Here is a 25,971-nt window from a genome sequence, read left to right as displayed (position 1 = left end):
CCAAGGCGGTGTCCGTATCGTCGACAGGATGAGCAGTCCCCAGGTCGACGTCGTGCTCCCCTGTCTCGACGAGGCGGGGGCTCTGCCGTGGGTGCTCGGACGCCTGCCCGAGGGCTGGCGCGCGATCGTCGTCGACAACGGCTCGACCGACGGCTCGGCCGACGTCGCGCGCGAGCACGGCGCCCTCGTCGTCGAGGAGGCGCGTCGCGGCTTCGGCGCGGCCGCCCACGCCGGTCTCGAGGCCGCCACGGCCCCGTTCGTGGCCTTCTGCGACGCGGACGCGTCGATGGACCCCGCCGACCTGCCGACGCTCGCCGCCCCGGTGCTGGCGGGCGAGGCCGAGCTCGTGCTCGGCCGACGCCGTCCGACCACCCGCGGCGCCTGGCCGTTCCACGCCCGCGTCGCGAACCGGGTGCTGGCCCACCTGATGCGCCGCGCCTCCGGCGTCGCCCTGCACGACCTCGGCCCGATGCGCGTCGCCAGCCGCGAGGGGCTGCTCGGCCTCGGGCTGCTCGACCGCCGGAGCGGCTACCCGCTCGAGATGGTGCTGCGCGCCTCCGAGGCGGGCTGGCGCATCCACGAGCTCGACGTGCCGTACTCGCCGCGCGTCGGCCGCAGCAAGGTGACCGGCACCATCCGCGGCACCGCACGGGCCGTCGAGGACATGTCGCGGCTCCTGAGGGAGGCAGGCCGATGACGACCGTCGTGGTGATCTGCAAGGAGACCCTGCCGGGCAAGGTCAAGACGCGCCTGCACCCTCCCCTGACCCTCGAGCAGGCCGCCGAGGTGGCGGCCGCGGCGATCCAGGACACCCTCGCGGTGGTGCGCCGGCTGCCCGCAAGCCGACGCGTCCTGCTCTTCGACGGCAACCGAATGCCCCCCGGCTCCGAAGACTTCGATGTGATCCACCAGATCGGCGGCGGCCTCGACGCACGGCTCGGAGCCCTCTTCGACGAGGTCGACGGCCGTACCGTGCTCGTCGGCATGGACACCCCGCAGCTCACGGTGGCGGATCTCGCCCCTGCCTTCGACGAGCCAGCCGACGACGTCGACGCCTGGTTCGGCCCGGCGAACGACGGCGGCTTCTGGGCGCTCGGCCTCGAGCGGCCCACCGGCGACCTTCTCCGCGGCGTCCCGATGTCGCAGGACGACACCGGAGCCCACCAGCTGCGCCGCCTCGCCGAGGCCGGGCTGCGTGTCCGCACCCTGCCCGAGCTCGTCGACGTCGACACGATCGACGACGCGCGCCTCGCCGCGGCCTCCGGCCCCGACACCCTCTTCGCGCAGGCCCTGCGCCGACTCGACCCCATCACCGCAGGCGGTCCCGACGCCTCCCCGCCCACCCCCGAGGAGACCCTCTCGTGACCATGACCGCCGACCCCCAGCCCACCTTCGGCTCCGGAGGCGCGGAGCCGTACGCCCGCGCCCTCCGCCGCGAGGGGCGGCTCCAGCTCGTCCGCTCGGACGCCCCCGACGTCGCCGATCTCGCCGCAGCGGATCTCGACGCGTTCGACGTCGCCCGCTGGAGCCGCGGCGCGGACGTCGCCGACCTCAGCACCATCCTCGACGCGTCCTCCGTGCTCGACATCGGCTGCGGCCCCGCCCGGATGGTGCGCGCCGCCGTCGACCGCGGGCTCGGCGCCCTCGGCGTCGACGTCTCCGTCACCGCGGTCGCCATGGCGGTCGACGCCGGGCTCCCCGTCGTGGCCGGCTCGGTCTTCGACGCGCTGCCCGGCGAGGGGACGTGGGACGTCGCCCTCCTGCTCGACGGCAACATCGGGATCGGCGGCGACCCGACCGCGCTCGTAGCCCGCGCCTCCTCGGTGGTCGCCCCCTCGGGGTCCGTGGTCGTCGAGACCGCGACCGACCCGGCTGTCGACGTCGCCTACGACGCCCAGGTCGTCGACGAGCAGGGCCGCGCGAGCGCGACGTTCCCGTGGGCCGAGGTCGGCCGCGAGGCGCTCGGCCGGCACGCGGCCGCCGCGGGGCTGCGCGTGTCGCAGACCTGGTCGGTCGGCCGCCGCACGTTCTGCCGGCTCGTCCGCGCCTCCTAGGCCAGGAACCGACCCGGGAGCGACGAACCGACGCGCGAGATCACGTCGGTTCGTCACTTCGGCGTCGCCTGAGCGAAGCGCAGGCGGAGGCGGAGGCCGTAGTCGCGGGCCGGGTCAGGCCGCGCGGCGCGCCTCGCGTCGGCGCGCGAGCACGGTCCACGCGACCACGGCGAGCGCCGTGAGCACGACGACGACCAGCCAGGCCACTCCGAGCCGCGCGCCGTAGTCGAACGGCAGCACGGTGTCGTTCTTCGGCCCGCGTGCCTTCGCGATGATCTCGGGCACGACGACCAGCGTCAGCACGACCCCGACGACGATCCCGACCTGCACGATCGCGAGCACCGCCGGGCTGATGCGCCGCCCCGTCCGCCCGACGAGCAGGGCGATCCCGGCGACGACCGGGGCGATGATCGCGTCGTGCGCGATCACCGCGCCGATCAGCCAGACGAGCAGCCCGCCGTATCGGGTGGGCGAGACGGTCTCGGTGAGCACCCAGCCGCCGAGGCCGATCAGGGCGACGCCGAGGACGACCAGCACGGCCCGGGCGACGCGGACGCCGCGCCCGGAGGCGCCGGACCCGGAGGCGGCGGAGGAAGGGACGGCGGGGACGGCCGACGAGCGCGTCATCAGATCACCTCGATCAGGCTGAGCCACTTGGTCTGCAGGACGCCGGGACGCCCGGGGGCGATCATCCGGGCAGGGTAGCCGTGCTCGATGTCGAGCCGGCCGCCGTTCACCTCGAGGGCGACGAGCGTGGTGGGGTCGTTCGCGTACTCGGGGCCCATGAGCATGACGCGGTAGCCGCCCTTCTCCTCGAGGCTCGTGACGCGCAGCGATCGGTCGGACGGCGCCCCCACGAGCGCCATGAGCTCGACGAGCCGAGGGCCGCGCCAGTGCGCGGTCTGGCTCCAGCCCTCGACGCACGAGATCGGGAGGCGCTCGTCGCCCTGGGCCATCGCCTCCAGGTCCGAGGCCGTGAAGGCCATCGTCCGCTCGCCGTGGGCGATCGTGAGGGTCCAGTCGGGGTCCATCGCGGTCTCGAGCACCTTGGCGGCCGAGGCCGTCCGGTTAACCGGCAGGTCGTTCGGCCCGATGCCGCGCTGCCGGGGGCCGAAGGCGTTGAGCGGCTCGAGCGGCGTGAAGGACTGGCCGGCGGTGAGCGCGACGACGCCGACGGTCGAGGCGCCGACCGCGCCGAAGAAGCCTCGGCGCGACACGCGGCTGCGGGCCGGGTCGCGCTCGGGCTCGCGGGCGTCGTCGATCCAGCGCGTGACGCGGCCGACCAGCCCGCGGGGCTGCGGGGCCGAGTGCACGGCCGCGGCGGGCTGCGAGGTCGAGGTCGAGGTCGAGGTCGAGGTCGGAGCGTCGTCGCGGCGCATGCGGGCGAGCTCGCGCACGGCCTCGTGCTCGGCCCGCGCGGGGTCGAGCCCGCCGGACGGCTCGACGAACCGGCCGTCGGCGTCGTAGCTGTCGCGGGCCCGCCAGAACCGGGTGATCAGCGGGAGCTTCACCGCGATGTGGACGGCGAGCGAGCCGATGATCACGAACGACAGGGCGAAGTGCACCTGCTTGAACGGGAACGGCCACGGGTACCACTGGTACGTGTTGAGCAGGCCCGTGACGAGCTGCAGCACCGACGTCGAGATGAACAGGGCGATGGAGGCGCGCTCGAGCGCCTGCACCGGGTGCCGCACCGGGGGGTGCTGGAACAGCTGCGGGAACACGGCGTGCAGCTTGCCGAGCAGCAGCGGGATCGAGGCGATGCCGGCCGTGATGTGGATGCCCTGCGTCACCTGGTAGAGCCAGACGGGCGAGGTGGGGAACCGCATCCACGATGCGGGCTCCTGCAGGAAGTGGCTGTAGAGGCCGGTCAGCAGGCAGACCAGGAACGCGGCGGCGAGCAGCCGGCCGAGGACGGTCGCCGAGCGCGCGTTCCGCACCGGCGACGACGCCGCGGTGCGGAGGGTGAGGAGCAGGCGTCTCATGGGCTTCATCTCGGCTCGGCCGTGCGTGGTCGCGGACTCCCAGGCCGGTGTCGACCAGACTGGACAGGTGCGTACTCTATTCGCGGCCGTCGCCGTCACCGGATTGGCGGCGTCCGTGGCGTGGGGCGTTCTCGAGCTGGAATTCCTGCGGGAGGAGCTCCGCGCCTCCTACGTCGTGTGGACGGCGGTGTGCTGGGCCGTCTTCGTCGTGGCCCTGCTGCTGCTGCGCCGGGTGCCTGCCCGGGCGGTCACGGCCCTCGTGCTCGCGGGCACGGCCCTCGTCGGCGGCGCGGCCCTGACGGGCGACCCGAACACGAGCACGGACCCCGCCCGGTACGCCTGGGACGGCATCGTGCAGGTGAACGGCATCTCGCCCTACGCGCACACCCCGGACTCTGGCGAGCTGCGTGACCTGCGCCCCGACTGGATCTTCCCGGAGGCGGCGCCCTTCACCCGAGACGACGGCACGATCGGCGAGCGGTGCAGCCAGCCCGACCGGCAGATCCACCGCGCCTACGACACCGAGACCGGCGACGTCGTCTGCACGGCGATCAACCGGCCGGAGGTCCCGACGATCTACCCGCCCGCCGCCGAGCTGTACTTCGCGGGCGTACGGGCCCTCGTCGGCCCCGAGGTCGGGTTCTTCCCCCTGCAGCTCACCGGGGCCCTGCTCGTGTTCGGCACGACCGCCGCACTGCTCGTGACGCTGCGCCGTCGCGGGCTCGACCCGCGCTGGGCGGCGCTCTGGGGCTGGTGCCCGCTCGTCGTCGGCGAGGGGATCACCAACTCGCACGTCGACCTGCTGGGGGCCGTGCTCGTCGTCGCCGCCACCCTGCTCGTCGCGACCGGCCGGCGCTGGCGGGGCGGCATCGCGCTCGGCGCCGCCGTCGCGACGAAGCTCATCCCGGCGATCGCCGCCCCTGCCCTGCTGCGCCGCCAGCCGGCGAAGGTCGTCGTCGCCTCGATCGTCACCTTCGCCCTGCTCTACGTGCCGTACGTCGCCACGACCGGCTGGCAGGTGCTCGGCTACCTGCCCGGCTACCTCACGGAGGAGGGCTACGAGGACGGCTCCCGGTTCGTCTTCATGTCGGCGTTCCTGCCCGACGCGTGGACGACGCCCGTCGTCGCCCTGCTGCTGGCCGTGACGGCCGCCCTCGTCTGGGTGAAGACCCCGGTCGACAGCCCCTGGCTCGGCCAGCTCGTGATGATCGGCGTCGTGCTCGTGGCCGTCAGCCCGCGCTATCCCTGGTACGCGCTGCTGCTCGTGCCGTTCGTCGCGCTGACGGGGCGGTGGGAGTGGCTCGCGATCCCGCTCGCCCTGCTCGTGCGGCAGCTCGAGCCGTACATGGCCCTGCAGCGGGCGTCGCTGGCGACGGCGGTGCTCGTCATCCTGCTCGTGTCGATCTGGCGGGCCGGGCCGGGCTGGTCCGAGCGGCTGGGGGACGTCGTCGTCTCCGACGCCCGTCGACTGCGACGACTCGTCAGCCGTGGACCCGCACGTGCGGCGGCGACTGTCGACTGAGGCCGCACGTGCGGTACGGGGACGCTAGGCTCGACGCATGCCAGAGACCCTGTACCGCGTCAGCGAGGCCGCCGCGCTGGTCGGCGTCTCGGACGACACCGTCCGCCGCTGGGCCGAGGCCGGACGCCTCGTGCTCGTCCCCGGCCCCGGCGGACGCCTCGCGGTCGTCGGCTCGGAGCTGGCCCGCGTCGCGAGCGAGCAGGCGGCGCACGCCGCGCCTCCTCGCGGCGGTTCCGGGAGCGACGCCTCGGGCGTGGTCGTCAGCGAGCGCAACCGGTTCACGGGCATCGTCACGGCGATCGTCCGGGACACGGTCATGGCGCAGGTCGACGTCCAGGCCGGACCGTTCCGGGTCGTGTCGCTGATCAGCAGGGAGGCGGCCGACGATCTGGGGCTGGAGGTCGGCAGCCCCGTGGTCGCGAGCGCGAAGGCGACGAACGTGAGCGTGACGCTCGGGCGGCTGGGCGAGACGGCGCCCGCGCCCGCCGAGACCGAGGGCGAGACCGCTCGATGAGGAGTGCATGCCGCACCCGCGCCTCCTCCGCAGGCACGCCCTCTGCCCGCACGCCCTCCGCCCGCGTGCCCCTCGCCCTCGCCGCCGGCGCTGCCGCTCTGCTCCTGCTGAGCGCGTGCTCCTCCGGGAGCGCGGCCGAGGACCCGACCGCCTCGGGCACCCCCGTCGCGAGCCCCGCCGCCGCGCCGACCGGCGAGATCACGGTGCTCGCCGCCGCCTCCCTGACGGAGACCTTCGACGCCCTCGCCGCCGACTTCGAGGCCGCGAACCCCGGCACCACCGTCACGATCAGCTACGGCGGCAGCTCGGTACTCGCCCAGCAGATCGTCGCCGGGTCGCCCGTCGACGACTTCTTCAGCGCCAGCGCCGCGACCATGCAGACCGTGACCGACGCGGGCCTCGCCGAGGGCGAGCCCGCCACGTTCGCGCGCAACGCCCTGCAGATCGCCGTCCCCGTGGGCAACCCCGGCGACGTGACGTCGCTGGCCGACCTCGCCTCGCCCGACGTGAAGGTCGCCCTGTGCGCCGCCGAGGTGCCCTGCGGCGCGCTGGCCACGACGGTGCTCGAGGCCGAGGGCGTCAGCGTGACCCCGGCGACGCTCGAGCCCGACGTGAAGAGCGCCCTCACGAAGGTCGAGCTCGGCGAGGTCGACGCGGCGCTCGTCTACGAGACCGACGTCGCGACAGCCGGCGACTCGGTCGAGGGGATCGCGGTGGGCGACGCGTCGACCCCGACCACCTCGTACCTCGCCGCTCGCCTCGCCGACGCCCCGGACCCCGACCTCGCGGAGGCGTTCCTCGCCTTCGTGCTGTCGTCGACCGGTCAGGACGCGCTCGCCGACGCCGGCTTCCGGGTCGGCTGACCCGGTCGCCGTGCAGCTGCTCCCCGACCGGCGCGACCGTACCGGTCGACGCGACCGCCGCCTCCCCCGTGATCCGCGCCCGCCCCGCGGTGCGCGTCGACCGCAGGGCCGCGACGCGCTGCGCGACCGGCGCCTGCCCGTCGCCGTGCTCGTGCCGGCGCTCGTCGGGCTGGCGCTTCTCGTGCTGCCGGCCGTGGCGCTGCTCGTGCGTGCCCCGTGGTCGACCCTCGGTCAGCGGCTCGCGAGCGAGACCGTGCTCGACGCCCTGCGGGTGTCGGTCACGAGCGCGCTGCTCGCGACCGCGATCAGCCTGCTGCTGGGCGTCCCGCTGGCGTGGCTGCTCACGGCCAGCGACACCTGGCCGGTCGTCTGGCGGCGGCTCCTGCGAGCGGTCGTCACGGTGCCGCTCGTGCTGCCGCCGGTCGTCGGCGGCATCGCGCTGCTCTACCTGCTCGGGCGCAACGGCCTGCTCGGCCGCCCGCTCGACGCGGCCCTCGGCATCACGATCCCGTTCACGCTCGCCGCCGTCGTGATCGCGCAGACGTTCGTCGCGATGCCGTTCCTCGTGCTCAGCGTCGAGGGGGCGCTGCGCGGCGTCGACCGCGGGCTCGACGACGCGGCCGCCTCGCTCGGGGCGTCGCGCTGGTACGCGTTCCGGCGGGTGACGGTGCCCCTGGTCGCCCCCGGCGTCACCGCGGGAGCCGTGCTCTGCTTCGCCCGGGCCCTCGGCGAGTTCGGCGCGACCATCACCTTCGCGGGGACGTTCCCCGGACGCACCCAGACCCTCCCGACGAGCGTCTACCTGGCCCAGCAGAGCGATCCCGAGACGGCGGTCGCGATCTCGCTGCTGCTGCTGGCGGTCGGGGTCGGGGTCCTGTTGCTGCTGCGCGACCGGTGGCTGACGACGGGGGCGCGGTGAGCGAGGGCGGGCTGAGCGCTCGGCTGCGGGTGGCCCGCGGCTCGTTCGCGCTCGAGCTCGACCTCGACGTGGCCCCCGGCGAGGTCGTCGCCCTGCTCGGCCCGAACGGCGCGGGCAAGTCGTCCGCGCTCGGGGCGCTCGCGGGCCTGCTGCCCGCCGACGGGTCGCGGGTGGTCGTCGACGGACACGTCCTGGACGGGTACGGCCTCGACGGGCCCGGCCTCGACGGGCCCGGCCTGGACGGGCCCGGTGCCGACGACGGGCCGGCCGCCCGGGTCCCTGCCCGCGACCGCCGCGTCGGCACCGTCTTCCAGGACCACCGCCTGTTCCCGCATCTCACCGCCCTCGAGAACGTCGCCTTCGGTCCCCGCAGCCGCGGCGTCCCCGCCCGTGCGGCCCGCGAGCTGGCCCAGGTCGAGCTCCGCAGGGTCGGTCTCGCGTCGCTCGCCGGTCGCCGGCCCTCGGAGCTCTCCGGCGGCCAGTCGCAGCGCGTGGCGGTGGCGCGGGCGCTGGCGGCCGACCCGCGCCTCCTGCTGCTCGACGAGCCGCTCGCGGCCCTCGACGCCGAGCAGCGCCCGGCCGTGCGCACGGCGCTCGCCGACGTGCTGCAGGAGGTGCGGGTCGCGACGCTGCTCGTCACGCACGACCCCGTGGACGCCGTCGCGCTCGCCGACCGCGTCGTCGTGCTCGAGGGAGGGGTCGTCGTCCAGCGCGGGATCCCGACCGAGGTGCTCACCGACCCCCACACCTCGTACGTGGCCTCGCTGACCGGGGCCACCGTGTGGACGCCGACGGACTCATCGGCGACGAGCCTCGGAGCTCGCGCCCTGCTGCCGGGCGGGCTCACCGTGTCGTCGACACGGCCGCCGGCGGACGGGCCCGCGCGGGTGTCGGTGCCGGTCGAGGCCGTGACGCTGGTGGGGCTCGGCGGGCCCGGCGATCAGGCAGGGGACGCCGGGCGGGCCGGGCAGTCCGGCCAGGCCTGGGACGACGGACCTGGTGAGCCTGCAGGAGGCGCCCTGCACGTCCCGATCCCGGCACGCGTCGTGAGCGTCGAGCAACGCCTCTCGCGGCTGGCCGTGACCGTCGTCACCGACCAGGGGTCGCTCTCGGCCGTCGCCGAGCTGCCCCTCGCGACCGCCGACGGGGCCCGGCTCCGGCGCGGCGACCCGGTCGGGCTGCTGCTCGACCCGGGGCGCGTCACGATCGCGTGAGCGTGAGCGCGAGCCCGCCGGGCCCGCACGGTGCGATGAACCCCGGAGTGGACGATGCACCGACACGACGGGGTGCATCGTCCACTCCGAGGTTCGTGACGCCCGCACCTCCTGCGGAATCGACCTGCGGAGCGCAGCGGCGCGCGCCGGCGTCGCCTACTCTCAGGGGATGACGGTCTCGCTCGGTCTGCCCACGATCCCCCGCCGTCTCGCGGCGGGCGAGACGGGCGCCGCGTTGCCGCCGCGTCCCGGGCCGGACTCGGCCCCCGGCCTGCTCGACCGCTTCGGCCGGACGGCGACCGACCTGCGCGTGTCGCTCACCGACCGCTGCAACCTCCGCTGCACCTACTGCATGCCGGCCGACGGCCTGCCCTGGCTGCCCAAGGACCAGGCCCTCAGCGCCGACGAGATCGTCCGCCTGGTGAGCATCGGCGTCCGTGACCTCGGCGTCCGCCAGGTGCGGTTCACCGGCGGAGAGCCGCTGCTGCGCGCCGATCTCGTCGACATCGTGCGGCGGGTCGCCGCCCTCGAGCCGCGACCCGACATCTCGCTGACGACCAACGCCATCGGCCTCGCGCAGCGTGCGCGCGCACTCAGCGACGCCGGCCTCGACCGCATCAACGTGTCGCTCGACTCGCTGCACGCCGAGACGTTCGAGACGCTCACCCGCCGCCCGTTCCTCGACAAGGTGCTCGCCGGAGTCGACGCCGCGGCGGCCGCGGGGCTCACCCCGATCAAGATCAACGCGGTGCTGCTGCCCGGGGTCAACGACCACGAGGCGGCCGACCTGCTGGCCTGGTCTCTCGACCGGGGGCACGAGCTGCGCTTCATCGAGCAGATGCCGCTCGACGCGGACCGGACCTGGCACCGCGCCTCCTTCGTGACGGCCGACGACATCCGGGGACGACTCGCCGAGCGCTTCGTGCTGAGCCCGCATGCGGCTCCCCGCGACGGTGCGCCCGCCGAGAGGTTCGACGTGGTCGGCCTCGGCGCTGAGGCCCACCTCGTCGGCACCGTCGGCATCATCGCGTCGGTCAGCGAGCCCTTCTGCGGCGACTGCCGTCGCACCCGCCTCACCGCCGAGGGAGGCGTGCGCAGCTGCCTGTTCGGCGACGCCGAGACCGGCCTGCGCGACCCGCTGCGGACCGGGGCGAGCGACGCCGAGCTCGCCGACCTGTGGCGCGGCGCGATGTGGGCGAAGCCGGCCTCGCACGGCATCGACCGCGACGACTTCGTCCAGCCCGTCCGCACCATGAGCGCCATCGGAGGCTGACCGTGACCCGCACGACCCTGAGGTTCTTCGCCGCCGCGCGCGCCGCCGTCGGCCGGGACGAGCAGGTCGTCGACGTGCCGGACGGCGAGAGCGCGACGATCGGGCGGCTGCTCACCGAGGTGCGGCCCGTCGAGGGCACGTCGGCGGCCGACTGGCGCGACGTGCTGCTGCGCTGCTCGTTCCTCGTCGACGGGCTGACGACGCGCGACCGCGAGCAGGTCGTGGGCGACGGCGACGTGGTCGACGTCATGCCGCCCTTCGCCGGCGGCTGAGCCCGCAGTCCGAGACAGATCCACGATCATGGCGCCGCTCTGCCGCGCCTCGGCACTCGTGTGAGGCGGATCACTCTCAAATTACGGGCCTCACCCGGCGAAACGGCGCGGTCAGGGGCGGGCGGCCGAGGAGGCGCGCAGCTGCCAGCCGAGCATGCCCCCGTCGAGCACGGCCACGTCGAACCCGTCGGCGACGAGCAGCTCCGCGGCCGCCCGGGCGCGCGGGCCGCGGGCGCAGTACGCGATGACGGGGCGCTCCGGGTCGAGCTCGGGCCTCTGACGGGTGCGGACCCCGAGGCCCGCCGCGAGCACGTCGCCCGGCAGGTGCGCGAAGTCGTGCTCGTCGGGCTCGCGCACGTCGAGCAGGGTGAACGCCGCCTCGCCGACGTCCCGCGCGGCGAGCAGCTCGGCGAGCTCGTCGGCGGACACGTCGGGGCTGCGGGTGCCGCGGGGCTGGTCGGCGAGCGGTGTCGGCGAGCCGGCCCGCGCCTCCTCGTGTCCGCCGTGCGACGCCCCGGAGACCCTGGCCGTCCGCACCTCGTTCGCCGCCGCCCGCTCCCGGGCCCGGTGCGGAGCGCGCCGGAGGCGGCTCTCGCGCCACGAGGCGGAGCCCGCGTCGATCGTCACGACGCGGCCGAGCAGGGGCTCGCCGACGCCCGTGACGAGCTTGACGACCTCGCTGGCCATGACCGCGCCGACGGTGCCGCAGAGCGGTCCGAGCACCCCGACGTCGGCGCAGGACTCGTCCCAGCCGCCCGACGGCGGCGACGGGTGCAGGTCGCGGTAGTCGACGTCGCGACCGTCGGGCGCGGCGTCCCAGAAGACGCTGACCTGGCCGTCGAGCCGGGCGACGCTGCCCCAGACGACGGGCAGCCCCCGAGCCGCGGCCTCGTCGGCGACGACGTAGCAGGTGTCGAACGAGTCGCTGCCGTCGACGACGACGTCGTACCCGTCGAGGATCGAAGCGGTGTCGGCCGAGAGCCGGACGGGGTGCACGACGACGTGCGTGTCGGGGGCGGTCGCCCGCACGCGCTCGGCGGCGATCCGCGCCTTCGGCAGGCCCACGTCCCCAGGTCCGAAGAGCACCTGACGCTGTAGGTTCGACCGGTCGACGACGTCGTCGTCGACCACTCCCAGCGTCCCCACACCCGAGGCTGCGAGATATTGGACAGCCGGAGATCCCAGACCGCCGGCGCCGACGACCAGCACGCGAGCCGCGCGCAGTCGGGCCTGGGCCTCGAGGCCGAAGCCCGGCAGCCGCACGGTGCGCGACCAGCGCTCGTCGGTCTCGTCCCCGGCCACCGGCCCCGACGAGCCCGACGCGACCGAGACGAGAGGGGGCAGTGACGACATGGCAGACCTCCGGAGAACGGCCGCGGACGACACGACCCCGCCCACAGTAACCCGCGACGCGGAGCCCGAGCAGCCGCGGACGCCTTCGTCGCCCGCGCGCCTCCTGGGCCGTCGCCACACCGACGCGGTGCTGATCGGCGTGCTCGCGACGCTGGTCTCCGGTGCCTTCCTGTGGGTCCCGTCGGTCTGGTACGACGAGGCCGCGACGGTCGTCTCGGCCACCCGCACCTGGGGCCAGCTCTGGGCCATGATCCACACCGTCGATCTCGTGCACGCCGCCTACTACGCGTTCATGCACCTGTGGTTCGACGTGTTCCCGTACTCGCCCACGTCGCTCCGGGTGCCGAGCGCCCTCGCCACCGGCGTCGCGGCCGGCCTCACGGTGTCGTTGACCCGCATCCTCGTCGACCGGCGCACCGCCGTCGTCGCGGGCCTGCTCTTCGTCCTGCTGCCGCGCGTGACCTGGATGGGCGGCGAAGGTCGCTCGTACGCCCTCTCGGCGCTCTTCGCCGTCGCGCTCACGCTCGTGCTCGTCGTGGCCGCCCGGCGCACCGCCGAGGACGGCCACGCCCGCACCCGCCGGTCGATCACGCTCTGGTGGGTCGGCTACGCCCTGCTCGCCGTCGTCGCCTGCGCCTTCTTCCTCTACATCGCGCTGCTCGTCGTGGGGCACGCCCTGACCATGCTCGTCCGCGTGCTGCGCGACCGGCGCGACCACGCCGCCGAGCGCTCGGCCGTCGACGAGTGGGCACGCACGGGCGCCGTCGCCGTCGTGCCCGCCTCGGGCGCCACCTCGGTGCGGTCCTCGCGCCGGGCGCTGCTCGGCTGGTTCGCCGGGGCGGGGGTCGCCGGCCTGGCGAGCCTGCCGCTCGCCTGGTTCATCGCCTCGCAGAACAGCCAGGTCAGCTGGATCGAACGGCCGAGCTTCAGCACGCTCCGCGGCGTGCTCGTGACGCAGTGGTTCCAGGGCAACGAGAACTTCGCGGTCTTCGCCCTCGTCTGCGCCGGCGCGACCCTCGTCGTGCTGTCGCTCCGCCTCGTGCCCGCCGCCCGCGGCTTCGCCGAGGTGGTGCTGCCGTGGATGGTCGTGCCGACCGTCGGCCTCGTGGGCGTCTCGCTCGTCGTCGACCCGCTCTACTCGCCGCGCTACCTGACCTTCGGCACGCCCGCCATCGCGATGACGATGGCCGTCGCCGTCGCGGCGATCCCATGGCGTCGCGTGATCGCGCTGGTGCTGCTCGTCGCCGTCGTGCTGACCTCGCCCACGTACGTCGAGCAGCGACAGCCCGAGGCGAAGGACTCGTCCGCGTGGGACCAGGTCGCCGACCTCGTCGCCGGCGAGCGGGCGGCCGAGGCCCCCGGCACCCGCGAGGGAGTCGTCTTCGGGCCCGTCCGACGCCACCCCAAGGCGACGTCGCGCATCATCCAGGACACCTACCCCGAGGCCTTCCGCGGGATGTCCGACTTCACGCTCGAGACTCCCGGCTACGAGACCGACGGCCTCTGGGAGACCCAGTACCCGCTCGGCGACGTGCTCGACCGCACCGACGACCTCGACGTCGTCTGGCTGATCACGAGCGACAAGCAGGACTGGCGGCCGCGCGTCACCGAGCAGCTCGGCTCGGTCGGCTTCACGCTCGACGAGGAGTGGGGCCTCACCCGCACCAACGTGCTCAAGTTCACGCGCTGAGCCGACGCGAGCCGAGGAGGCGCGGGTCGGCCGTCCGGACCAGGCGGGCCCTCCGAGGGCGCGAGCGTCGTGCGGTGCCCCGCCCGCGCCTCCTAGTCGGTGATGACGCGGGCGCCGTGCACGGGCCCCGTCGCCCGCACGACGGTGAGGCGGGCGGCGCTGAGCGCGATCTGCAGCTCGAGGGCGCCGTCGAGGTCGGGTGCGAGAAAGGCGACGGTCGGCCCGGAGCCCGAGACGATCCCGGCGAGGGCGCCGTTGCCCTCGCCGAGCTCGAGCACGCGGCCGAGCCCTGGCTCGAGGTGCAGGGCGGGCGCCTGGAGGTCGTTGTGCATCACGTCGGCGAGCAGCTCGGCGTCGCCGGCCCGCAGCGCCTGCAGCACGCCGGTGTCGACGACGGGCTGGCGCACGGGCGAGATGTCGCTCGAGTGGCGCAGCCGGTGCTCGTCCAGCTCGCGGTAGACGGTCGGCGTCGACAGCCCGAAGTCGGCCAGTGCCAGCACCCACTGGAACTGCCCCTTCGCGAGCGCGGGGCTGAGCTCGTCGCCGCGGCCGGTGCCGACGGCGGTGCCGCCCGCGAAGGCGAAGGGCACGTCGGCCCCCAGCTCGGCCGACAGCTTGAGCAGGTCGTCCCGGCCGAGGCCCGTGCCCCAGAGGGCGTCGCAGGCCAGCAGCGTCGCGGCCGCGTCGGCCGAGCCGCCGCCCATGCCGCCCGCGACGGGCACGGCCTTCTCGATGCTGAGGTCGACGCCGCCCCGGTAGCCGGTGGTCGTCGCGAGGAGGCGGGCGGCACGGACCGCGAGGTTGCTCTCGTCGGTGGGCACCCCCGAGACGTCGACGCCGGGGCCCGCGGTCACCCGGACGGTGAAGTCGTCCGCCTTGCGTGCCCGCACGTCCTCGTAGAGGGACACCGCCTGGTAGGCCGTCGCGAGCTCGTGGTAGCCGTCGTCCTGCAGGTCGCCGACGGCGAGGAACACGTTGATCTTGCCCGGGGCACGGGTGTGGACCACGGTCGGGCCGGCCACGGAGCTCATGGTCCCAACCTAGTCAGTTCTGTCGGTCCCCCATGACCCGGAATGCACGGGTCATGGCTTCGCGAGCGGGCTCGACCCGCTCGGGCAGCCGGAGACGGCTCTGGGTGAGGCTGACGCTGCACTTGCCGCCCGCGCCGGGCGAGACCATCAACTGCAGGCGTACGTCGCCGTCGAGGCGCCACCGGGCGGTCGGGTGCGCCGCGGCACGACTGGTCGAGTGGGGTTCTCCCCCCGCGAACTCTGCGAACCGTTCGACGCTGAGGTCGAGCAGCTCGAGGGGCTCGCCGCGGAGGCTGCGGCTCACGGCCACCGTGAAGGTGCCGTCGGGCTGTTGCCCGGGCAGTCGCATGCCCCGTGCCTGCTCGTAACGGACGGTGATCGACTGAGCCCACCACCCGGGCACCTCGTGCTCGTCGACGAGGAGGCGCGCGATCTGTGCATGGGACAGGCGCGTCGCGCCCGCCCCGTCGAGCAACGCCAACCACTGCTCGCTGCTGCGTCCGGTCCCCGACGCCAACCGGGCGTCGCTGATGACAGGACGTCGCCGTCGGTCGTCGCCGCCCTGCCCGTCCATCCGCCTCCCCTGTCCGGTCAGCGCGTCGCCCGTGCCAGCGCCAAGAAGTCGTCGACGGTCAGCTGCTCGCCGCGCTCGGTCGGCGGCAGGCCGGCGGCGACGAGGGCGTCGGAGGCGGCGGCCGACGAGCCGTAGACGCCCGACAACGACTGCCGCAGCATCTTGCGGCGCTGCTGGAACGCGGCGTCGACCAGCTCGAAGACGGCGAGGCGTTCTTCTTCGGTGCCCCGCGCCTCCTTGCGGTCGAAGGCGACGAGGATGCTGTCGACGTTCGGCACGGGCCAGAAGACCTGGCGGCTGACCTGGCCTGCCGTGGAGAACTCGCCGTACCAGGCCGCCTTGATGCTCGGCGAGCCGTAGATCTTGGAGCCGGGCTCGGCGGCGAGCCGCAGGCCGACCTCGGCCTGGACCATGACGAGGCCGCGCGTCAGCGTCGGGAAGTGCTCGAGGAAGTGCAGCAGCACCGGCACGCTGATGTTGTAGGGCAGGTTGGCGACGAGGTGCGTCGGCGCCGAGGGGAGCTCGACGACGCGCATGGCGTCGTCGACGACCACGGAGAGGTCGGCCGCGGGCTGCAACAGCGACACGGTCGTCGGCAGCTGCGCGGCGAGGCGCTTGTCGATCTCGACGGCGACGACGTCCGCGCCCGCCTCGAGCAGGCCGAGCGTGAGCGAGCCGAGGCCGGGCCCGATCTCGACGACGGAGGTGCCGGCCGACACGCCAGACGCGGCGACGATGCGCCGCACCGTGTTGGCGTCGTGGACGAAGTTCTGGCCGAGCTTCTTCGTCGGCTGGATGCCCAGCAGGTCGGCGAGGTCGCGGATCTCGGCGGGGCCGAGCAGGGTCGAGCGCGACATCAGCCCTCGACCGTCACGGGCTCGTCGGTCCACGAGCCGTAGACCAGCTCGGTGTTCGACGAGATCTGCGCCGCGAGCATCGAGACGTCGGTGCCGATGGTCTCGGCCATCGACCGGAGCGTGTGCGGGATGAGGTACGGCGCGTTCGGCCGGCCGCGGAACGGCGTCGGCGTGAGGTAGGGCGCATCCGTCTCGACCATGACCAGGTGGCGGGGCAGCTGCACGAGCGCCTCGCGCAGCGGCGCGGCGTTCTTGAAGGTGACGGTGCCGGCGAAGGAGGCGTACCAGCCGTTCTCGGCCAGGATGCTCGCCAGCTCCGGACCGCCGCTGAAGCAGTGGAAGACCGTGCGCGCCGGGGCGCCGACCTCGAGCAGCAGGTCGACGACCTCGTCGTGCGCATCGCGGTCGTGGATCTGCAGGGCCAGGTCGTGCTTCTTCGCGATCTCGACGTGCCGGGCGAACGACTCGAGCTGCGCGTCGCGGCCCTCGGCCCCCGTGCGGAAGAAGTCGAGGCCCGTCTCGCCGACGGCGCGGACGCGGGGGCGGGCGGCCAGCTCGTCGATCTCGTCGAGGGCGTCGGCGAGCTCGCCGCGGGCCGCCAGGAGGGGCGCCTCGTTCGGGTGGATCGCCACGGCCGCGAGCACTCGGGGCTCACGGGCGGCGATGTCGGCCGACCAGCGCGACGTCTCGAGGTCGGTGCCGACCTGCACGACGCCGCGGACGCCGACGCTCGACGCGCGGTCGAGGTGCTCGCGGTAGTCGAGCGCGTTCTGCCCGTCGGCGATCTCGAGGTGCGTGTGGTTGTCGTACACGGGCACGACGAGCGCCTGCGGGCTCGGCGGGTAGGTCAGGTCGCGGGCCTGCCCGCCCGACTCGGTGGACGAGCGGTGCCGGACGTGCGCGGGCGTCGCATCGCTGCCCTGGCCGTCGACGCTGCCGCCGCTGCGCTCGTCGGTCATGCGGCCGGCTCGGGCTGCTCGATGCGGGGGAAGAGCCCCGCGGCGAGGGGCTGCACGGTCGGGGCGCTCGACCACTCGGCGGCACGGTCGACGGGCTGGCTGGTCAGCTCGCCCTGGCCGATCGCCTCCCACAGGGTACGGGTCGCCGTGGGCATGAACGGCGACAGCAGCACCGTGAGCGTGCCGAGGCCGCGGAGCGCGGTGGCGAGCACGGTCGCGAGGCGCTCGCGCTGGTCGTCCTTCTTGGCGAGAGCCCAGGGCTCCTGTTCGGTGATGTAGCCGTTGAGCACGTCGACGAGCTCCCAGATCGACGAGAGCGCCTCGTTGATCGCGAAGCGGTCCATAGCGCCGTCGGCGGCGGCCGTGACGCGCAGCTCGGTCTCGCGGACGGCGAGGTCGGCAGAGGTCAGCTCGCCCGCGACGGGGACGGTGCCGTCGAAGTAGCGCGTGATCATCGCGATGACGCGGGAGGCCAGGTTGCCGAAGCCGTTGGCGAGCTCGGCCTGGTAGCGGGCCGAGATGTCCTCCCACGAGAAGTTGCCGTCCTGGCCGAAGGTGATGGCGCGCATGAAGTAGTAGCGGAACGCGTCGGCGCCGAAGACGTCGGTGATCTGCTGCGGCGCGATGCCGGTCAGCTTCGACTTGGACATCTTCTCGCCGCCGACGAGCAGCCAGCCGTGGCCGAAGACGGCCTTCGGCACGGGCAGGCCCGCGGCCATCAGCATGGCGGGCCAAATGACGGCGTGGAACCGCGCGATGTCCTTGCCGACGAGCTGCACGGCCGGCCAGCGACGGTCGAACTGCTCGTCGTCGACGCCGTAGCCGATGGCCGTGACGTAGTTGAGCAGCGCGTCGAACCAGACGTAGACGACGTGCTTCTCGTCCCACGGGACCTTGACGCCCCAGTCGAACGTCTGACGCGAGATCGACAGGTCGCGGAGGCCCTGCTTGACGAACTGCACGATCTCGTTGCGGACGTTCTCGGGCTGGACGAAGTCGGGCTGCGACTCGTACAGGTCGAGCAGGCGCTGCTCGAAGTCGCTCATGCGGAAGAAGTAGTTGCTCTCCTTCAGCAGCTCGACGGGCTTCGAGTGGATCGCGCAGACCTGCTCGCCCTCGAACGCCCCGGTGCCGTCGACGAGATCGCCCGGCTGCTTGTATTCTTCGCAGCCGACGCAGTAGTAGCCCTCGAACTCGCCCTGGTAGATGTAGCCGTCGTCGTGGAGCTTCTGCAGGAACTGCTGCACGCCCTTCTCGTGGCGCTCGTCGGTGGTGCGGATGAAGTCGTCGTTGCTGATGTCGACCGTCTCGAGCAGCGGCTTCCAGGACTCGGTGACGAGCTTGTCGGCCCACGCCTGCGGCGTCACGTCGTGGCTGGTCGCGGTGCGGAGGATCTTCTGGCCGTGCTCGTCCGTGCCGGTGAGCAGCCACGTGTCGTCGCCGCGCTGGCGGTGCCAGCGGGCGAGCACGTCGGCCGCGACCTCGGTGTAGGCGTGGCCGATGTGCGGCACGTCGTTGACGTAGAAGATGGGCGTTGCGATGAAGAAGGAGTCGCCGGCGGGCATGGGGACCATCTTAGGTGCGGCCGCCGACGCCGTGACGCGGCCCGCGCCTCCTCGGCTGACGCCCGTCTGCCGGGCTCAGGGCCCCGTCGCTCCCTGCTCTGGGTTCGGCGGGTTCCTGTCGCCCGCGGCGGGTCCGCGGCCACCCGCCTAGGGCGACGGCGACCCACCGAACCTCTGTCCTCGTCGCTCCACCCCACGTCCGTTCGCGCACGGATCCTCCACAGCTGCGCAGCCGACGGCCCACGTCGCACCTGAGGGCCGCGACGATCGCTCCGTGGACCCTTCCGAACTCCTCGTCTCGACCTCGCGCCAGCTCGCCCGGCGCGGGGTCGACCGTTCCGCACTCTCACGGCTGGCCGCTCGCGGCGACGTGGTCCGCGTGTCTCCCGGTGCCTACGCCGAACGCCGCGCCTGGGACGAACTGGACGACAGGCAGCGGTTCGTCGCCGCAGCGCGGGGCATCGTCGCGACGAGGCCGGGCGAGCTGCTCATCAGCCACCGGTCGGCGGCCGTGCTGCACGGACTCCCCGTCGTCGGCGGCCTGCCCAGGCGGCTCGACTCGCTGCGGTCGGACGTCGGCGGCGGCCGGTCGGAGGCAAGCATCAGCGCGCACCGCTCGACTGTGCCGTGCGAGCCCGTCGAGCTCGGCGACTTCTACCTCACCTCGCTCGAGCGGACCCTCGCCGACGTCGCGCTCGCGCACCCGCTCGTTGTCTCGGTCCCCATGCTCGACCACGCGTTGTTCCGCAGGACGACGACGCTCGATGCGGTCGAGGCCGAGCTCGAGCCGAGGAGGCGGCACCCGGGCTCGAAGAGGGCCCTCGCCGCGCTCGGTCTCGCCACCACCGCGTCGCAGTCTCCGCTGGAGTCGCTGGTGCAGGTGCGGTGCTTCGAGGGCGGGTGGGAACGACCCGAGCAGCAGGCCCGTCTCCCGCTCCTCAGCGGGAGGCGAGCGTTCGTGGACTGCTTGTGGCGCTGGCGGGCGCGGAGAGCAGGGCCCGGCCTCATCGTCGAGGCAGACGGCCGGTACAAGTACGGGCCCGTCGCTCAGCTCATGACCGGTGAGGAGCACTGGAAGGAGAAGGTCCGCGAGGACGACCTCCGCGAGCAGGGTTTCGAGTTCCGCCGTCCCACGTGGGACCGGGCCTGGAGCCGCACACAGTTCGAGGCCATGATGCGCGGAACCGGAGTGCGCCGCACGTGCTGATCAGGAGCCGCCCCGGGCCGGTCCCGGGAGCGGTGCGTGCACGCAGGTAGTCGGCGGGTTCCCGTCGCGTGCGGCGGATCCCAGTCCGAGCCGGCGGGTTCCCGTGGTCGGCGGCGGGTCACAGTCGGGGTCGGCGGCTTCCTGTCACCGGCGGCGGGTGGGCGGTGACCCGCCGCGAACTGCAGCAACCCGCCGACTTCGATCCATGCGGTAGGGATTGCCGGGCTCGAAGCGGGGCGGGTTCGCGTGGCCGGCGGCGGGTCACAGTCGGGGTCGGCGGGTTCCTGTCGCCGGCGGCGGGTGGGCGCTGACCTGCCGCGGGCTACGAGAACCCGCCGACATGGCAGCAGGGGCACCAAGCAGCAAGGGCAGCGGGCGCCGGGGGCTCAGGAGGGGCGGGGCGCCTTGGCCGCGAGGGCCGCCTGGTAGAGGTCGCGACGGGAGAGGCCGGTGGCGGCGGCCACGTCGGTCGAGGCCTCCTTGAGCCGGGCCCCGTCGGCGACGAGGGCCTGGACCTGCGCGAGGCCCGCCGCGAGGTCGAACTCGCGCTCGGGGGCGCCCTCGACCACGACGCAGATCTCGCCGCGCACGCCCTCGGCCGCCCAGGAGGCGAGCTCGGAGGCGGAGCCGCGCCGCACCTCCTCGTGCAGCTTGGTCAGCTCGCGGCACACGACGACGCGACGGTCTGCGCCGAGCGCCGTGACCACGTCGCCGAGCGAGTCGCCGAGACGGTGCGGCGACTCGAAGAAGACCATCGTGCGGCGCTCGTCGGCGAGGGCCCCGAGCACCCGGAGGCGGTCGCCCTGCTTGCGCGGCAGGAACCCCTCGAAGCTGAACCGGTCGGTGGGCAGGCCGGAGACGGCGAGCGCGGTGAGCACGGCGGACGGACCGGGGATCGCCGTGACGGTGACGCCCGCGGCCGCGGCCGCCTCGACGAGGGGGAACCCCGGGTCGCTGATCGCGGGCATGCCCGCGTCCGTGAGGACGATCAGGTCGGCCGTCCGGGCCAGCTCGACGAGCTCCGCCGCCTTCTCGCGCTCGTTGTGCTCGTGCAGGGCGATCAGGCGGGGACGGTTCTCGACCCCCAGGGCGCGCATGAGGTGGATGGCGGTGCGGGTGTCCTCCGCCGCGACGACCTCGGCGTTCGTCAGGGCCTCGACCAGCCGCCGGGAGGCGTCGCCGAGGTTTCCGATGGGAGTGGCGGCGAGGACGATCACCGGCCCATTGTCCCCTGACCGGGCGGCCGCCGCCGACGAGCCCGATGCGGGCCGAATACGATGGCCGGATGAGCAGCCAGGGCGATCGGGAGTTCGACGCCCTGCTCGACACCGGGACGGCCGCAGGGCGCGTCGCCCCGGCTGAGCCCGACGAGCGGGTCGACCTCGATGCTGCCACCGGAGGCGCGACGAGCGACGCGGCCGCAGCTCCGGTCGCCCCCCGCCCGCTGCTCGGGATCGACGCGTGGTGGGGCCGCCTCCTCTCGACGCCGGCCCGACGCCGGGCCTGGGCCTGGGGCGGGCCGCTGGTCGTCACCCTGCTCGCCGCCGCACTGCGCCTCTGGGACCTCGGCCGGCCCGGCACCCTCGTGTTCGACGAGACCTACTACGTCAAGGACGCCTGGAGCCTCTGGAACCTGGGCTATGAGGGCTCGTGGCCGAGCGACTACGACGCCGCCTTCGCGGCCGGCGGGGCGGACGGCTACCTGGCCGCCCCCTCCTTCGTGGCCCACCCTCCCCTCGGCAAGTGGCTGATCGGCCTCGGCATGTGGGCCTTCGGGCCCGACGACCCGGCCGGCTGGCGGATCAGCACGGCGGTCGCGGGCATCGTCGCCGTGGCGCTCGTCGCCGTGATCGGCACGTACCTGTCGCGCTCGACGCTGGTCGGCACGCTGGCCGGCTTCTTCATGGCGATCGACGGGCACGCGATCGTCATGTCGCGGGTGGCGCTGCTCGACAACTTCGTGATGCTGTTCGGCCTGCTCGCCTTCGGCGCCGTGCTGCTCGACCGGAGGCAGAGCGCGACGGCGCTCGACGGCTGGCTCGCGAGGAGGCGGGCCGCCGGCCGCGACACCGCCTGGGGCCCGTCGCTCTGGGGCCGCCCCTGGCTGGTGATGGCCGGGCTGCTGTGCGGCCTCGCGACGGGCGTGAAGTGGAACGGCCTCTACTTCCTGGCCGTGTTCGCCGTCTACACGGTCGTCGTCGACGTGCTCGCGCGTCGCCGGGCGGGCGTCGAGTTCTGGCTCTCGGGCACGCTGTTCCGCCAGGCGCCGGTGAGCTTCCTGCTCACGGTGCCGATCGCCGTCGTCGCCTACGTCGCGAGCTGGACGGGCTGGTTCGTCACCGGCGGCGGCTACTACCGCGCCTGGGTCTCCGAAGGAGGCGAGCGCTGGTCGGGCGTGCTCGCCTGGGTCCCCGACACGCTGCAGAACTGGTGGCACTACGAGGCCGGCGTCTACGCGTTCAACGTGGGGCTGCACACACCGCACTCGTACGCGGCGAACCCGTTCGGCTGGCTGCTCATGCTGCGGCCCACGAGCATGTACTACCAGGGTCTCGACCAGGGCCAGGGGGCCTGCGAGGTCGCCCGCTGCGGCATGGCGATCACCTCGATCGCGAACCCGTTCATCTGGTACGCGGCCGTCGCGGCCTGCGCGTACCTCGTGTACCGCCTCGTCCGCCGCCGCGAGTGGCAGGTCGGGGCCGTGCTGGTCGGCATCGCCGCGGGCTACCTGCCCTGGCTGGCGTTCTCGGGCCGGACGGTCTTCCAGTTCTACACGATCGCCTTCGAGCCCTACCTGCTGCTCGGGCTGGCCGGGGTGCTCGGCATCGTCCTCGGCCGACGGACGGACCACCCCGACCGACGGCTGAGCGGGATCGTCGTGACGGGCATCGTGGTCGTCGTCTCGATCGCCGTCACCGTGTTCTTCTACCCGCTCTGGACGGCGCAGCTCGAGGACTGGGAGTTCATCCGGCTGCACTACTGGATCCCCAGCTGGAAGTAGCGTCGCCCTCGGTCGTCCCTCCCCGCCGAGGAGGCGCGGCTCGTTCTGTGTAGCTGCGTTACGCACCGAGGCGTCCTGTGACGACCAGCGGCTAGCGTGGCCCGCATGGCAGATCGTGACTACGGCTTCCGCACGCGTGCGATCCACGCGGGCAACGTCCCCGACTCGGCGACCGGGGCGCGTGCGCTCCCGATCTACCAGTCGAGCGCCTTCGTGTTCGACGACACGGAAGACGCGGCGGCGCGGTTCGCGTTGCAGAAGTACGGGAACATCTACAGCCGCCTGGCCAACCCGACCACCGCCTCCTTCGAGGAACGCGTGGCGAGCCTCGAGGGCGGCCTCGGCGCGGTCGCGACGTCGAGCGGGCTGAGCGCGCAGTTCATCACCTTCGCCTCGCTGGCCGGCGCGGGCGACCACATCGTCGCTAGCGCCGCCCTCTACGGCGGGTCGGTCACACAGCTCGACGTGACCCTGCGGCGCTTCGGCGTCGAGACGACCTTCGTGCAGTCGAGCGAGCCCGCCGACTACGCCGCGGCGATCACCCCCGCGACCAAGCTGCTCTTCGTCGAGACCGTCGCGAACCCCTCCGGCGAGATCGCCGACCTCGAGGGCCTGGCCGAGGTCGCGCACGCCGCCGGCATCCCCCTGATCGTCGACTCGACCATCGCGACCCCGTACCTGAACCGACCGATCGAGTGGGGTGCCGACGTCGTGATCCACTCGGCGACGAAGTTCCTCGGCGGGCACGGCACCACCCTCGGCGGCGTGGTCGTCGAGTCGGGCCGCTTCGGCTGGGACAGCGAGCGCTTCCCGCTCTTCGACCAGCCCGTGCCGAGCTACGGCGGGCTCAACTGGTCGGGCAACTTCGGCGAGTACGCGTTCCTCACCCGGCTGCGGGCCGAGCAGCTGCGCGACATCGGCCCCGCGCTGGCGCCGCACTCGGCGTTCCTGCTCGCGCAGGGCGTCGAGACCCTGCCGTTCCGGATGCGCGCGCACGTCGAGAACGCGCGCGAGGTCGCCGAGTGGCTCGACGCCGACCCGCGGATCGACCGTGTGCGCTGGGCCGGGCTGCCCGGCCACCCGCACCACGAGCGCGCACAGAAGTACCTGCCGGAGGGCCCCGGGTCGGTCTTCACCTTCGAGCTGGCCGGCGGCCGCGCCGCAGGCAAGACGTTCATCGAGTCGGTCGAGCTCGCGAGCCACCTGGCCAACATCGGCGACGCGAAGACGCTCGTCATCCACCCGGGCTCGACGACGCACGCCCAGCTCAGCGAGCAGCAGCTCGTCGACGCCGGAGTGCTGCCGGGCTCGGTCCGCATCAGCGTCGGCATCGAGGACGCCGCCGACATCATCGACGACCTCGACCAGGCGCTCCGCGCCGCGACGAAGGAGGCGTGACGTGAGCACCAGCGACACGGTCACCACCCAGCTGGCCAACGGGCGCACCTGCGAGCTGCCGTCGAGCTCGCCTCTCGCCAAGCTGCTGAAGTCGCAGCGCACCTGGGTCGGGCCGGACGCCCGCGCGCGGCAGGCCATCCTCCGTTCCGCGAAGAGCGTCGCGATCGTGGGTGCCTCGCCGAACTCGACCCGCTCCTCCTATTTCGTCGGCACCTACCTGCAGCAGTCGAGCGACCTGCGCGTGTACTTCGTGAACCCGCGGGCCGACGTGATCCTCGGCGAGAAGGCCTACCCCGACCTGGCCTCGCTGCCCGAGGTGCCCGACATCGTCGACGTGTTCCGCAAGGCGAGCGACATCCCGTCGGTCGTCGACGACGTGCTCGCGAGCGGGGCCCGCACCATCTGGGTCCAGCTCGGCATCTGGAACGAGGAGGCGGCACGCCACGCCGAGGAGAAGGGCCTGACCGTCGTCATGGACCGCTGCATCAAGGTCGAGCACGCTCGGTTCAACGGAGGCCTCAACCTGATGGGCTTCGACACCGGCGTCATCTCGTCGCGGCGATCAGGGCGCTGAGCCCGGAGCGACCCTGGCGAGACGCGGCCTGACGCACGGCCGCGTGACGGATGCTCATGACGCGGTGTGAACGTGTCGCAGGCTCGATGACGGGGGCGGGCGCTACGGTGGCCCGCATGTCCCCCGTCATCACCTCCCCGCTCGTCTCCAGCCAGTGGGTGGCCGACCACCTCGGCGCCGACGACATGGTCGTGGTCGACGTGTCGGTGCTGCCCGTCCGCGACCGCGACGGGGCGGCGACCGGGCGGTTCACGACGGGCCGCGGCGACTACCTCGAGCAGGGGCACGTGCCCGGGGCCGTCTTCGGCGACCTGATCCACGACCTCAGCGACGACCGCGCGGCGCTCCCGTTCACCCGGCCCGACGTCGAGCGCTTCGCCGAGGCCGCCGGCGCGCTGGGCATCACGACCGGCACCACCGTCGTCGCGTACGACTCGGCGGGCGGCCCCTGGGCTGCACGGCTCTGGTGGCTGCTGCGCGCGGCCGGCCACGACGACGCGGCCGTCCTCGACGGCGGCTTCACCGCCTGGGCCGCCGAGGGCCGCCCCGTCGACGTCGGCGGTGTCGAGCCCGAGCCGTCGGTGTTCGTCGCGCACGAGCGTCCCGGGGTGTGGGTCGACAAGCCCTTCGTCGAGGCCGTCGTGCGCGGCGACGAGCGGGCGGCGCTGGTGTGCGGCTCGCCCCGTGCCGAGTTCGACGGCGTCGCGGGCGCGCGTCCCCGGCTGGGCCACATCCCCGGCAGCGTCAACGTGCCGTCGACCGAGCTCGTCGACGACGACCTGCACTTCGCCGAGGTCGACCAGCTCGAGGCGGCGTTCGCTCCGGTGCTCGAGGCCGAGAAGGTCGTCGTCTACTGCGGCCAGGGCATCGCGGCCAGCGCTGACGCCCTCGCGCTGGTGCTCGTGGGGCACGACGACGTCGCGCTCTACGACGGCTCGCTCGACGAGTGGACGGGCGACGACGATGCACCGCTCGAGTCGCTCGCGGCCTGACGACACGCTGCGGCAGTGCACGGCACAGCACGGCACAGCACGGCGCCGCACGGCGCCGCACGGCGCCGCACCACCGTCGAGGGCGGGCATTCCGGGTCGAGGGCGGGTCGGGTGGGACCCGCCCTCGACCCGGAAGACCCGCCCTCGACAAGAT

Annotated in this window: 25 protein-coding genes; 16 read left to right on the top strand and 9 right to left on the bottom strand. The window is 73.8% G+C overall.

The annotated features are described in order from the left end of the window. Positions 1-28 precede the first annotated feature (28 nt). The 3 genes from EDF20_RS09300 to EDF20_RS09290 are packed head-to-tail and all read left to right on the top strand — an operon-like array spanning position 29 to position 2,054. Positions 29-697, top strand: coding sequence for a glycosyltransferase family 2 protein (locus EDF20_RS09300; RefSeq protein ID WP_123548036.1), 669 nt, complete (start codon positions 29-31; stop codon positions 695-697). Next, a complete protein-coding gene (locus EDF20_RS09295) occupies positions 694-1,365 on the top strand; it encodes a DUF2064 domain-containing protein (protein ID WP_133738461.1) in 672 nt (223 codons plus the stop codon). Before EDF20_RS09300 ends, EDF20_RS09295 begins: the two co-directional genes overlap by 4 nt. Before the next feature lie 2 nt (positions 1,366-1,367). Continuing rightward, positions 1,368-2,054 carry a methyltransferase domain-containing protein gene (locus EDF20_RS09290; RefSeq protein ID WP_133738728.1) on the top strand — a complete coding sequence of 229 codons (687 nt, stop codon included), beginning with the start codon at positions 1,368-1,370 and terminating at the stop codon, positions 2,052-2,054. A 114-nt stretch (positions 2,055-2,168) separates the two neighbouring features. Here EDF20_RS09290 and EDF20_RS09285 read toward each other — a convergent pair whose 3' ends face one another. Then, positions 2,169-2,681 carry a hypothetical protein gene (locus EDF20_RS09285; RefSeq protein ID WP_123548033.1) on the bottom strand — a complete coding sequence of 171 codons (513 nt, stop codon included), beginning with the start codon at positions 2,679-2,681 and terminating at the stop codon, positions 2,169-2,171. Next, positions 2,681-4,039 carry a molybdopterin-dependent oxidoreductase gene (locus tag EDF20_RS09280; RefSeq protein WP_133738460.1) on the bottom strand — a complete coding sequence of 453 codons (1,359 nt, stop codon included), beginning with the start codon at positions 4,037-4,039 and terminating at the stop codon, positions 2,681-2,683. Before EDF20_RS09280 ends, EDF20_RS09285 begins: the two co-directional genes overlap by 1 nt. 67 nt (positions 4,040-4,106) lie before the next feature. Here EDF20_RS09280 and EDF20_RS09275 point away from each other — a divergent pair, with 67 nt between their 5' ends. The 7 genes from EDF20_RS09275 to EDF20_RS09245 all read left to right on the top strand — a co-directional run bounded on the left by EDF20_RS09275 (position 4,107) and on the right by EDF20_RS09245 (position 10,616). Beyond that, positions 4,107-5,561: a glycosyltransferase family 87 protein gene (locus EDF20_RS09275; protein WP_166644791.1), complete on the top strand. Its 1,455-nt coding sequence runs from the start codon at positions 4,107-4,109 to the stop codon at positions 5,559-5,561. Positions 5,562-5,598: 37 nt separating this feature from the next. Beyond that, positions 5,599-6,075 (top strand): TOBE domain-containing protein, encoded by a 477-nt coding sequence (locus EDF20_RS09270; RefSeq protein ID WP_133738458.1) that lies wholly within the window; start codon positions 5,599-5,601, stop codon positions 6,073-6,075. Continuing rightward, on the top strand, positions 6,072-6,938 hold the full coding sequence (gene modA, locus EDF20_RS09265; protein WP_133738457.1) for a molybdate ABC transporter substrate-binding protein: 867 nt from the start codon (positions 6,072-6,074) through the stop codon (positions 6,936-6,938). The genes EDF20_RS09270 and modA overlap by 4 nt, the downstream gene beginning before the upstream one ends. A 10-nt stretch (positions 6,939-6,948) precedes the next feature. Next, entirely contained in the window at positions 6,949-7,857 is a 909-nt protein-coding gene (locus EDF20_RS09260) for an ABC transporter permease (RefSeq protein WP_123548028.1), read from the top strand. Beyond that, complete coding sequence (locus EDF20_RS15890) at positions 7,833-9,071, top strand: ATP-binding cassette domain-containing protein (RefSeq protein WP_208292614.1); 1,239 nt, start codon at positions 7,833-7,835, stop codon at positions 9,069-9,071. Before EDF20_RS09260 ends, EDF20_RS15890 begins: the two co-directional genes overlap by 25 nt. Positions 9,072-9,240: 169 nt before the next feature. Beyond that, positions 9,241-10,344 carry a GTP 3',8-cyclase MoaA gene (gene moaA, locus EDF20_RS09250; RefSeq protein ID WP_133738456.1) on the top strand — a complete coding sequence of 368 codons (1,104 nt, stop codon included), beginning with the start codon at positions 9,241-9,243 and terminating at the stop codon, positions 10,342-10,344. Positions 10,345-10,346: 2 nt separating this feature from the next. After that, complete coding sequence (locus EDF20_RS09245) at positions 10,347-10,616, top strand: MoaD/ThiS family protein (RefSeq protein WP_233569118.1); 270 nt, start codon at positions 10,347-10,349, stop codon at positions 10,614-10,616. A gap of 111 nt (positions 10,617-10,727) precedes the next feature. On the opposite strand, the gene EDF20_RS09240 is transcribed toward EDF20_RS09245, so the two are convergent. Further along, positions 10,728-11,969, bottom strand: a complete 1,242-nt coding sequence (locus EDF20_RS09240; protein WP_133738455.1) for a ThiF family adenylyltransferase — start codon at positions 11,967-11,969, stop codon at positions 10,728-10,730. Here EDF20_RS09240 and EDF20_RS09235 point away from each other — a divergent pair. Continuing rightward, positions 11,968-13,659 carry a hypothetical protein gene (locus EDF20_RS09235; RefSeq protein ID WP_133738454.1) on the top strand — a complete coding sequence of 564 codons (1,692 nt, stop codon included), beginning with the start codon at positions 11,968-11,970 and terminating at the stop codon, positions 13,657-13,659. The genes EDF20_RS09240 and EDF20_RS09235 overlap by 2 nt on opposite strands. A 92-nt stretch (positions 13,660-13,751) precedes the next feature. On the opposite strand, the gene EDF20_RS09230 is transcribed toward EDF20_RS09235, so the two are convergent. From EDF20_RS09230 to metG, 5 genes are read right to left on the bottom strand one after another with little or no spacing between them, the layout of a single operon-like run. Next, complete coding sequence (locus EDF20_RS09230; protein ID WP_123548024.1) at positions 13,752-14,690, bottom strand: 4-(cytidine 5'-diphospho)-2-C-methyl-D-erythritol kinase; 939 nt, start codon at positions 14,688-14,690, stop codon at positions 13,752-13,754. 13 nt (positions 14,691-14,703) lie between these two features. Beyond that, entirely contained in the window at positions 14,704-15,264 is a 561-nt protein-coding gene (locus tag EDF20_RS09225; RefSeq protein ID WP_133738453.1) for a hypothetical protein, read from the bottom strand. A gap of 17 nt (positions 15,265-15,281) precedes the next feature. Then, positions 15,282-16,121 carry a 16S rRNA (adenine(1518)-N(6)/adenine(1519)-N(6))-dimethyltransferase RsmA gene (rsmA, locus tag EDF20_RS09220; protein ID WP_123548022.1) on the bottom strand — a complete coding sequence of 280 codons (840 nt, stop codon included), beginning with the start codon at positions 16,119-16,121 and terminating at the stop codon, positions 15,282-15,284. Continuing rightward, complete coding sequence (locus tag EDF20_RS09215; RefSeq protein WP_133738452.1) at positions 16,121-17,080, bottom strand: TatD family hydrolase; 960 nt, start codon at positions 17,078-17,080, stop codon at positions 16,121-16,123. Before EDF20_RS09215 ends, rsmA begins: the two co-directional genes overlap by 1 nt. Beyond that, positions 17,077-18,645: a methionine--tRNA ligase gene (metG, locus tag EDF20_RS09210; RefSeq protein ID WP_133738451.1), complete on the bottom strand. Its 1,569-nt coding sequence runs from the start codon at positions 18,643-18,645 to the stop codon at positions 17,077-17,079. Before metG ends, EDF20_RS09215 begins: the two co-directional genes overlap by 4 nt. A gap of 274 nt (positions 18,646-18,919) precedes the next feature. On the opposite strand from metG, the gene EDF20_RS09205 reads away from it, so the two are divergent. Further along, the gene (locus EDF20_RS09205; protein WP_133738450.1) at positions 18,920-19,852 is read left to right on the top strand and encodes a type IV toxin-antitoxin system AbiEi family antitoxin domain-containing protein; all 933 of its coding nucleotides are present in this window, start codon (positions 18,920-18,922) and stop codon (positions 19,850-19,852) included. 386 nt (positions 19,853-20,238) lie between these two features. On the opposite strand, the gene rsmI is transcribed toward EDF20_RS09205, so the two are convergent. Then, positions 20,239-21,069, bottom strand: coding sequence for a 16S rRNA (cytidine(1402)-2'-O)-methyltransferase (rsmI, locus tag EDF20_RS09200; protein ID WP_123548018.1), 831 nt, complete (start codon positions 21,067-21,069; stop codon positions 20,239-20,241). A gap of 68 nt (positions 21,070-21,137) precedes the next feature. Between rsmI and EDF20_RS09195 the strand changes: the two genes are divergently transcribed. The 4 genes from EDF20_RS09195 to EDF20_RS09180 all read left to right on the top strand — a co-directional run bounded on the left by EDF20_RS09195 (position 21,138) and on the right by EDF20_RS09180 (position 25,817). After that, positions 21,138-22,853, top strand: coding sequence for a phospholipid carrier-dependent glycosyltransferase (locus tag EDF20_RS09195; RefSeq protein WP_133738449.1), 1,716 nt, complete (start codon positions 21,138-21,140; stop codon positions 22,851-22,853). Positions 22,854-22,958: 105 nt separating this feature from the next. Then, positions 22,959-24,251, top strand: coding sequence for an O-acetylhomoserine aminocarboxypropyltransferase/cysteine synthase family protein (locus tag EDF20_RS09190; protein ID WP_133738448.1), 1,293 nt, complete (start codon positions 22,959-22,961; stop codon positions 24,249-24,251). Between the two features lies 1 nt (position 24,252). Then, a complete protein-coding gene (locus EDF20_RS09185) occupies positions 24,253-24,825 on the top strand; it encodes a CoA-binding protein (RefSeq protein WP_123548015.1) in 573 nt (190 codons plus the stop codon). A gap of 116 nt (positions 24,826-24,941) precedes the next feature. After that, a complete protein-coding gene (locus EDF20_RS09180) occupies positions 24,942-25,817 on the top strand; it encodes a sulfurtransferase (RefSeq protein ID WP_166644790.1) in 876 nt (291 codons plus the stop codon). The last annotated feature ends 154 nt before the right edge of the window (positions 25,818-25,971 follow it).

This window comes from Frigoribacterium sp. PhB116, assembly GCF_004364285.1.
In the GTDB taxonomy this organism is placed as follows: Bacteria; Actinomycetota; Actinomycetes; order Actinomycetales; family Microbacteriaceae; genus Frigoribacterium.
Note: the sequence above shows the minus strand (reverse complement) of the source record. Positions and strands in the feature narration are given on the sequence as shown.

Bases quoted from the DNA above. Each gene is read 5' to 3' on its own strand.
- rsmA (WP_123548022.1), bottom strand. From the start codon at position 16,121: ATGTCGCGCTCGACCCTGCTCGGCCCCGCCGAGATCCGCGACCTCGCC.
- EDF20_RS09215 (WP_133738452.1), bottom strand. From the start codon at position 17,080: ATGACCGACGAGCGCAGCGGCGGCAGCGTCGACGGCCAGGGCAGCGAT.
- EDF20_RS09235 (WP_133738454.1), top strand. From the start codon at position 11,968: ATGGCAGACCTCCGGAGAACGGCCGCGGACGACACGACCCCGCCCACA.
- modA (WP_133738457.1), top strand. From the start codon at position 6,072: ATGAGGAGTGCATGCCGCACCCGCGCCTCCTCCGCAGGCACGCCCTCT.
- EDF20_RS09180 (WP_166644790.1), top strand. From the start codon at position 24,942: ATGTCCCCCGTCATCACCTCCCCGCTCGTCTCCAGCCAGTGGGTGGCC.
- EDF20_RS09295 (WP_133738461.1), top strand. From the start codon at position 694: ATGACGACCGTCGTGGTGATCTGCAAGGAGACCCTGCCGGGCAAGGTC.
- EDF20_RS09270 (WP_133738458.1), top strand. From the start codon at position 5,599: ATGCCAGAGACCCTGTACCGCGTCAGCGAGGCCGCCGCGCTGGTCGGC.
- EDF20_RS09190 (WP_133738448.1), top strand. From the start codon at position 22,959: ATGGCAGATCGTGACTACGGCTTCCGCACGCGTGCGATCCACGCGGGC.
- EDF20_RS09195 (WP_133738449.1), top strand. From the start codon at position 21,138: ATGAGCAGCCAGGGCGATCGGGAGTTCGACGCCCTGCTCGACACCGGG.
- EDF20_RS09240 (WP_133738455.1), bottom strand. From the start codon at position 11,969: ATGTCGTCACTGCCCCCTCTCGTCTCGGTCGCGTCGGGCTCGTCGGGG.
- moaA (WP_133738456.1), top strand. From the start codon at position 9,241: ATGACGGTCTCGCTCGGTCTGCCCACGATCCCCCGCCGTCTCGCGGCG.
- EDF20_RS09285 (WP_123548033.1), bottom strand. From the start codon at position 2,681: ATGACGCGCTCGTCGGCCGTCCCCGCCGTCCCTTCCTCCGCCGCCTCC.
- EDF20_RS09300 (WP_123548036.1), top strand. From the start codon at position 29: ATGAGCAGTCCCCAGGTCGACGTCGTGCTCCCCTGTCTCGACGAGGCG.
- EDF20_RS09225 (WP_133738453.1), bottom strand. From the start codon at position 15,264: ATGGACGGGCAGGGCGGCGACGACCGACGGCGACGTCCTGTCATCAGC.
- metG (WP_133738451.1), bottom strand. From the start codon at position 18,645: ATGCCCGCCGGCGACTCCTTCTTCATCGCAACGCCCATCTTCTACGTC.
- EDF20_RS09280 (WP_133738460.1), bottom strand. From the start codon at position 4,039: ATGAGACGCCTGCTCCTCACCCTCCGCACCGCGGCGTCGTCGCCGGTG.
- EDF20_RS09230 (WP_123548024.1), bottom strand. From the start codon at position 14,690: ATGAGCTCCGTGGCCGGCCCGACCGTGGTCCACACCCGTGCCCCGGGC.
- EDF20_RS09290 (WP_133738728.1), top strand. From the start codon at position 1,368: ATGACCGCCGACCCCCAGCCCACCTTCGGCTCCGGAGGCGCGGAGCCG.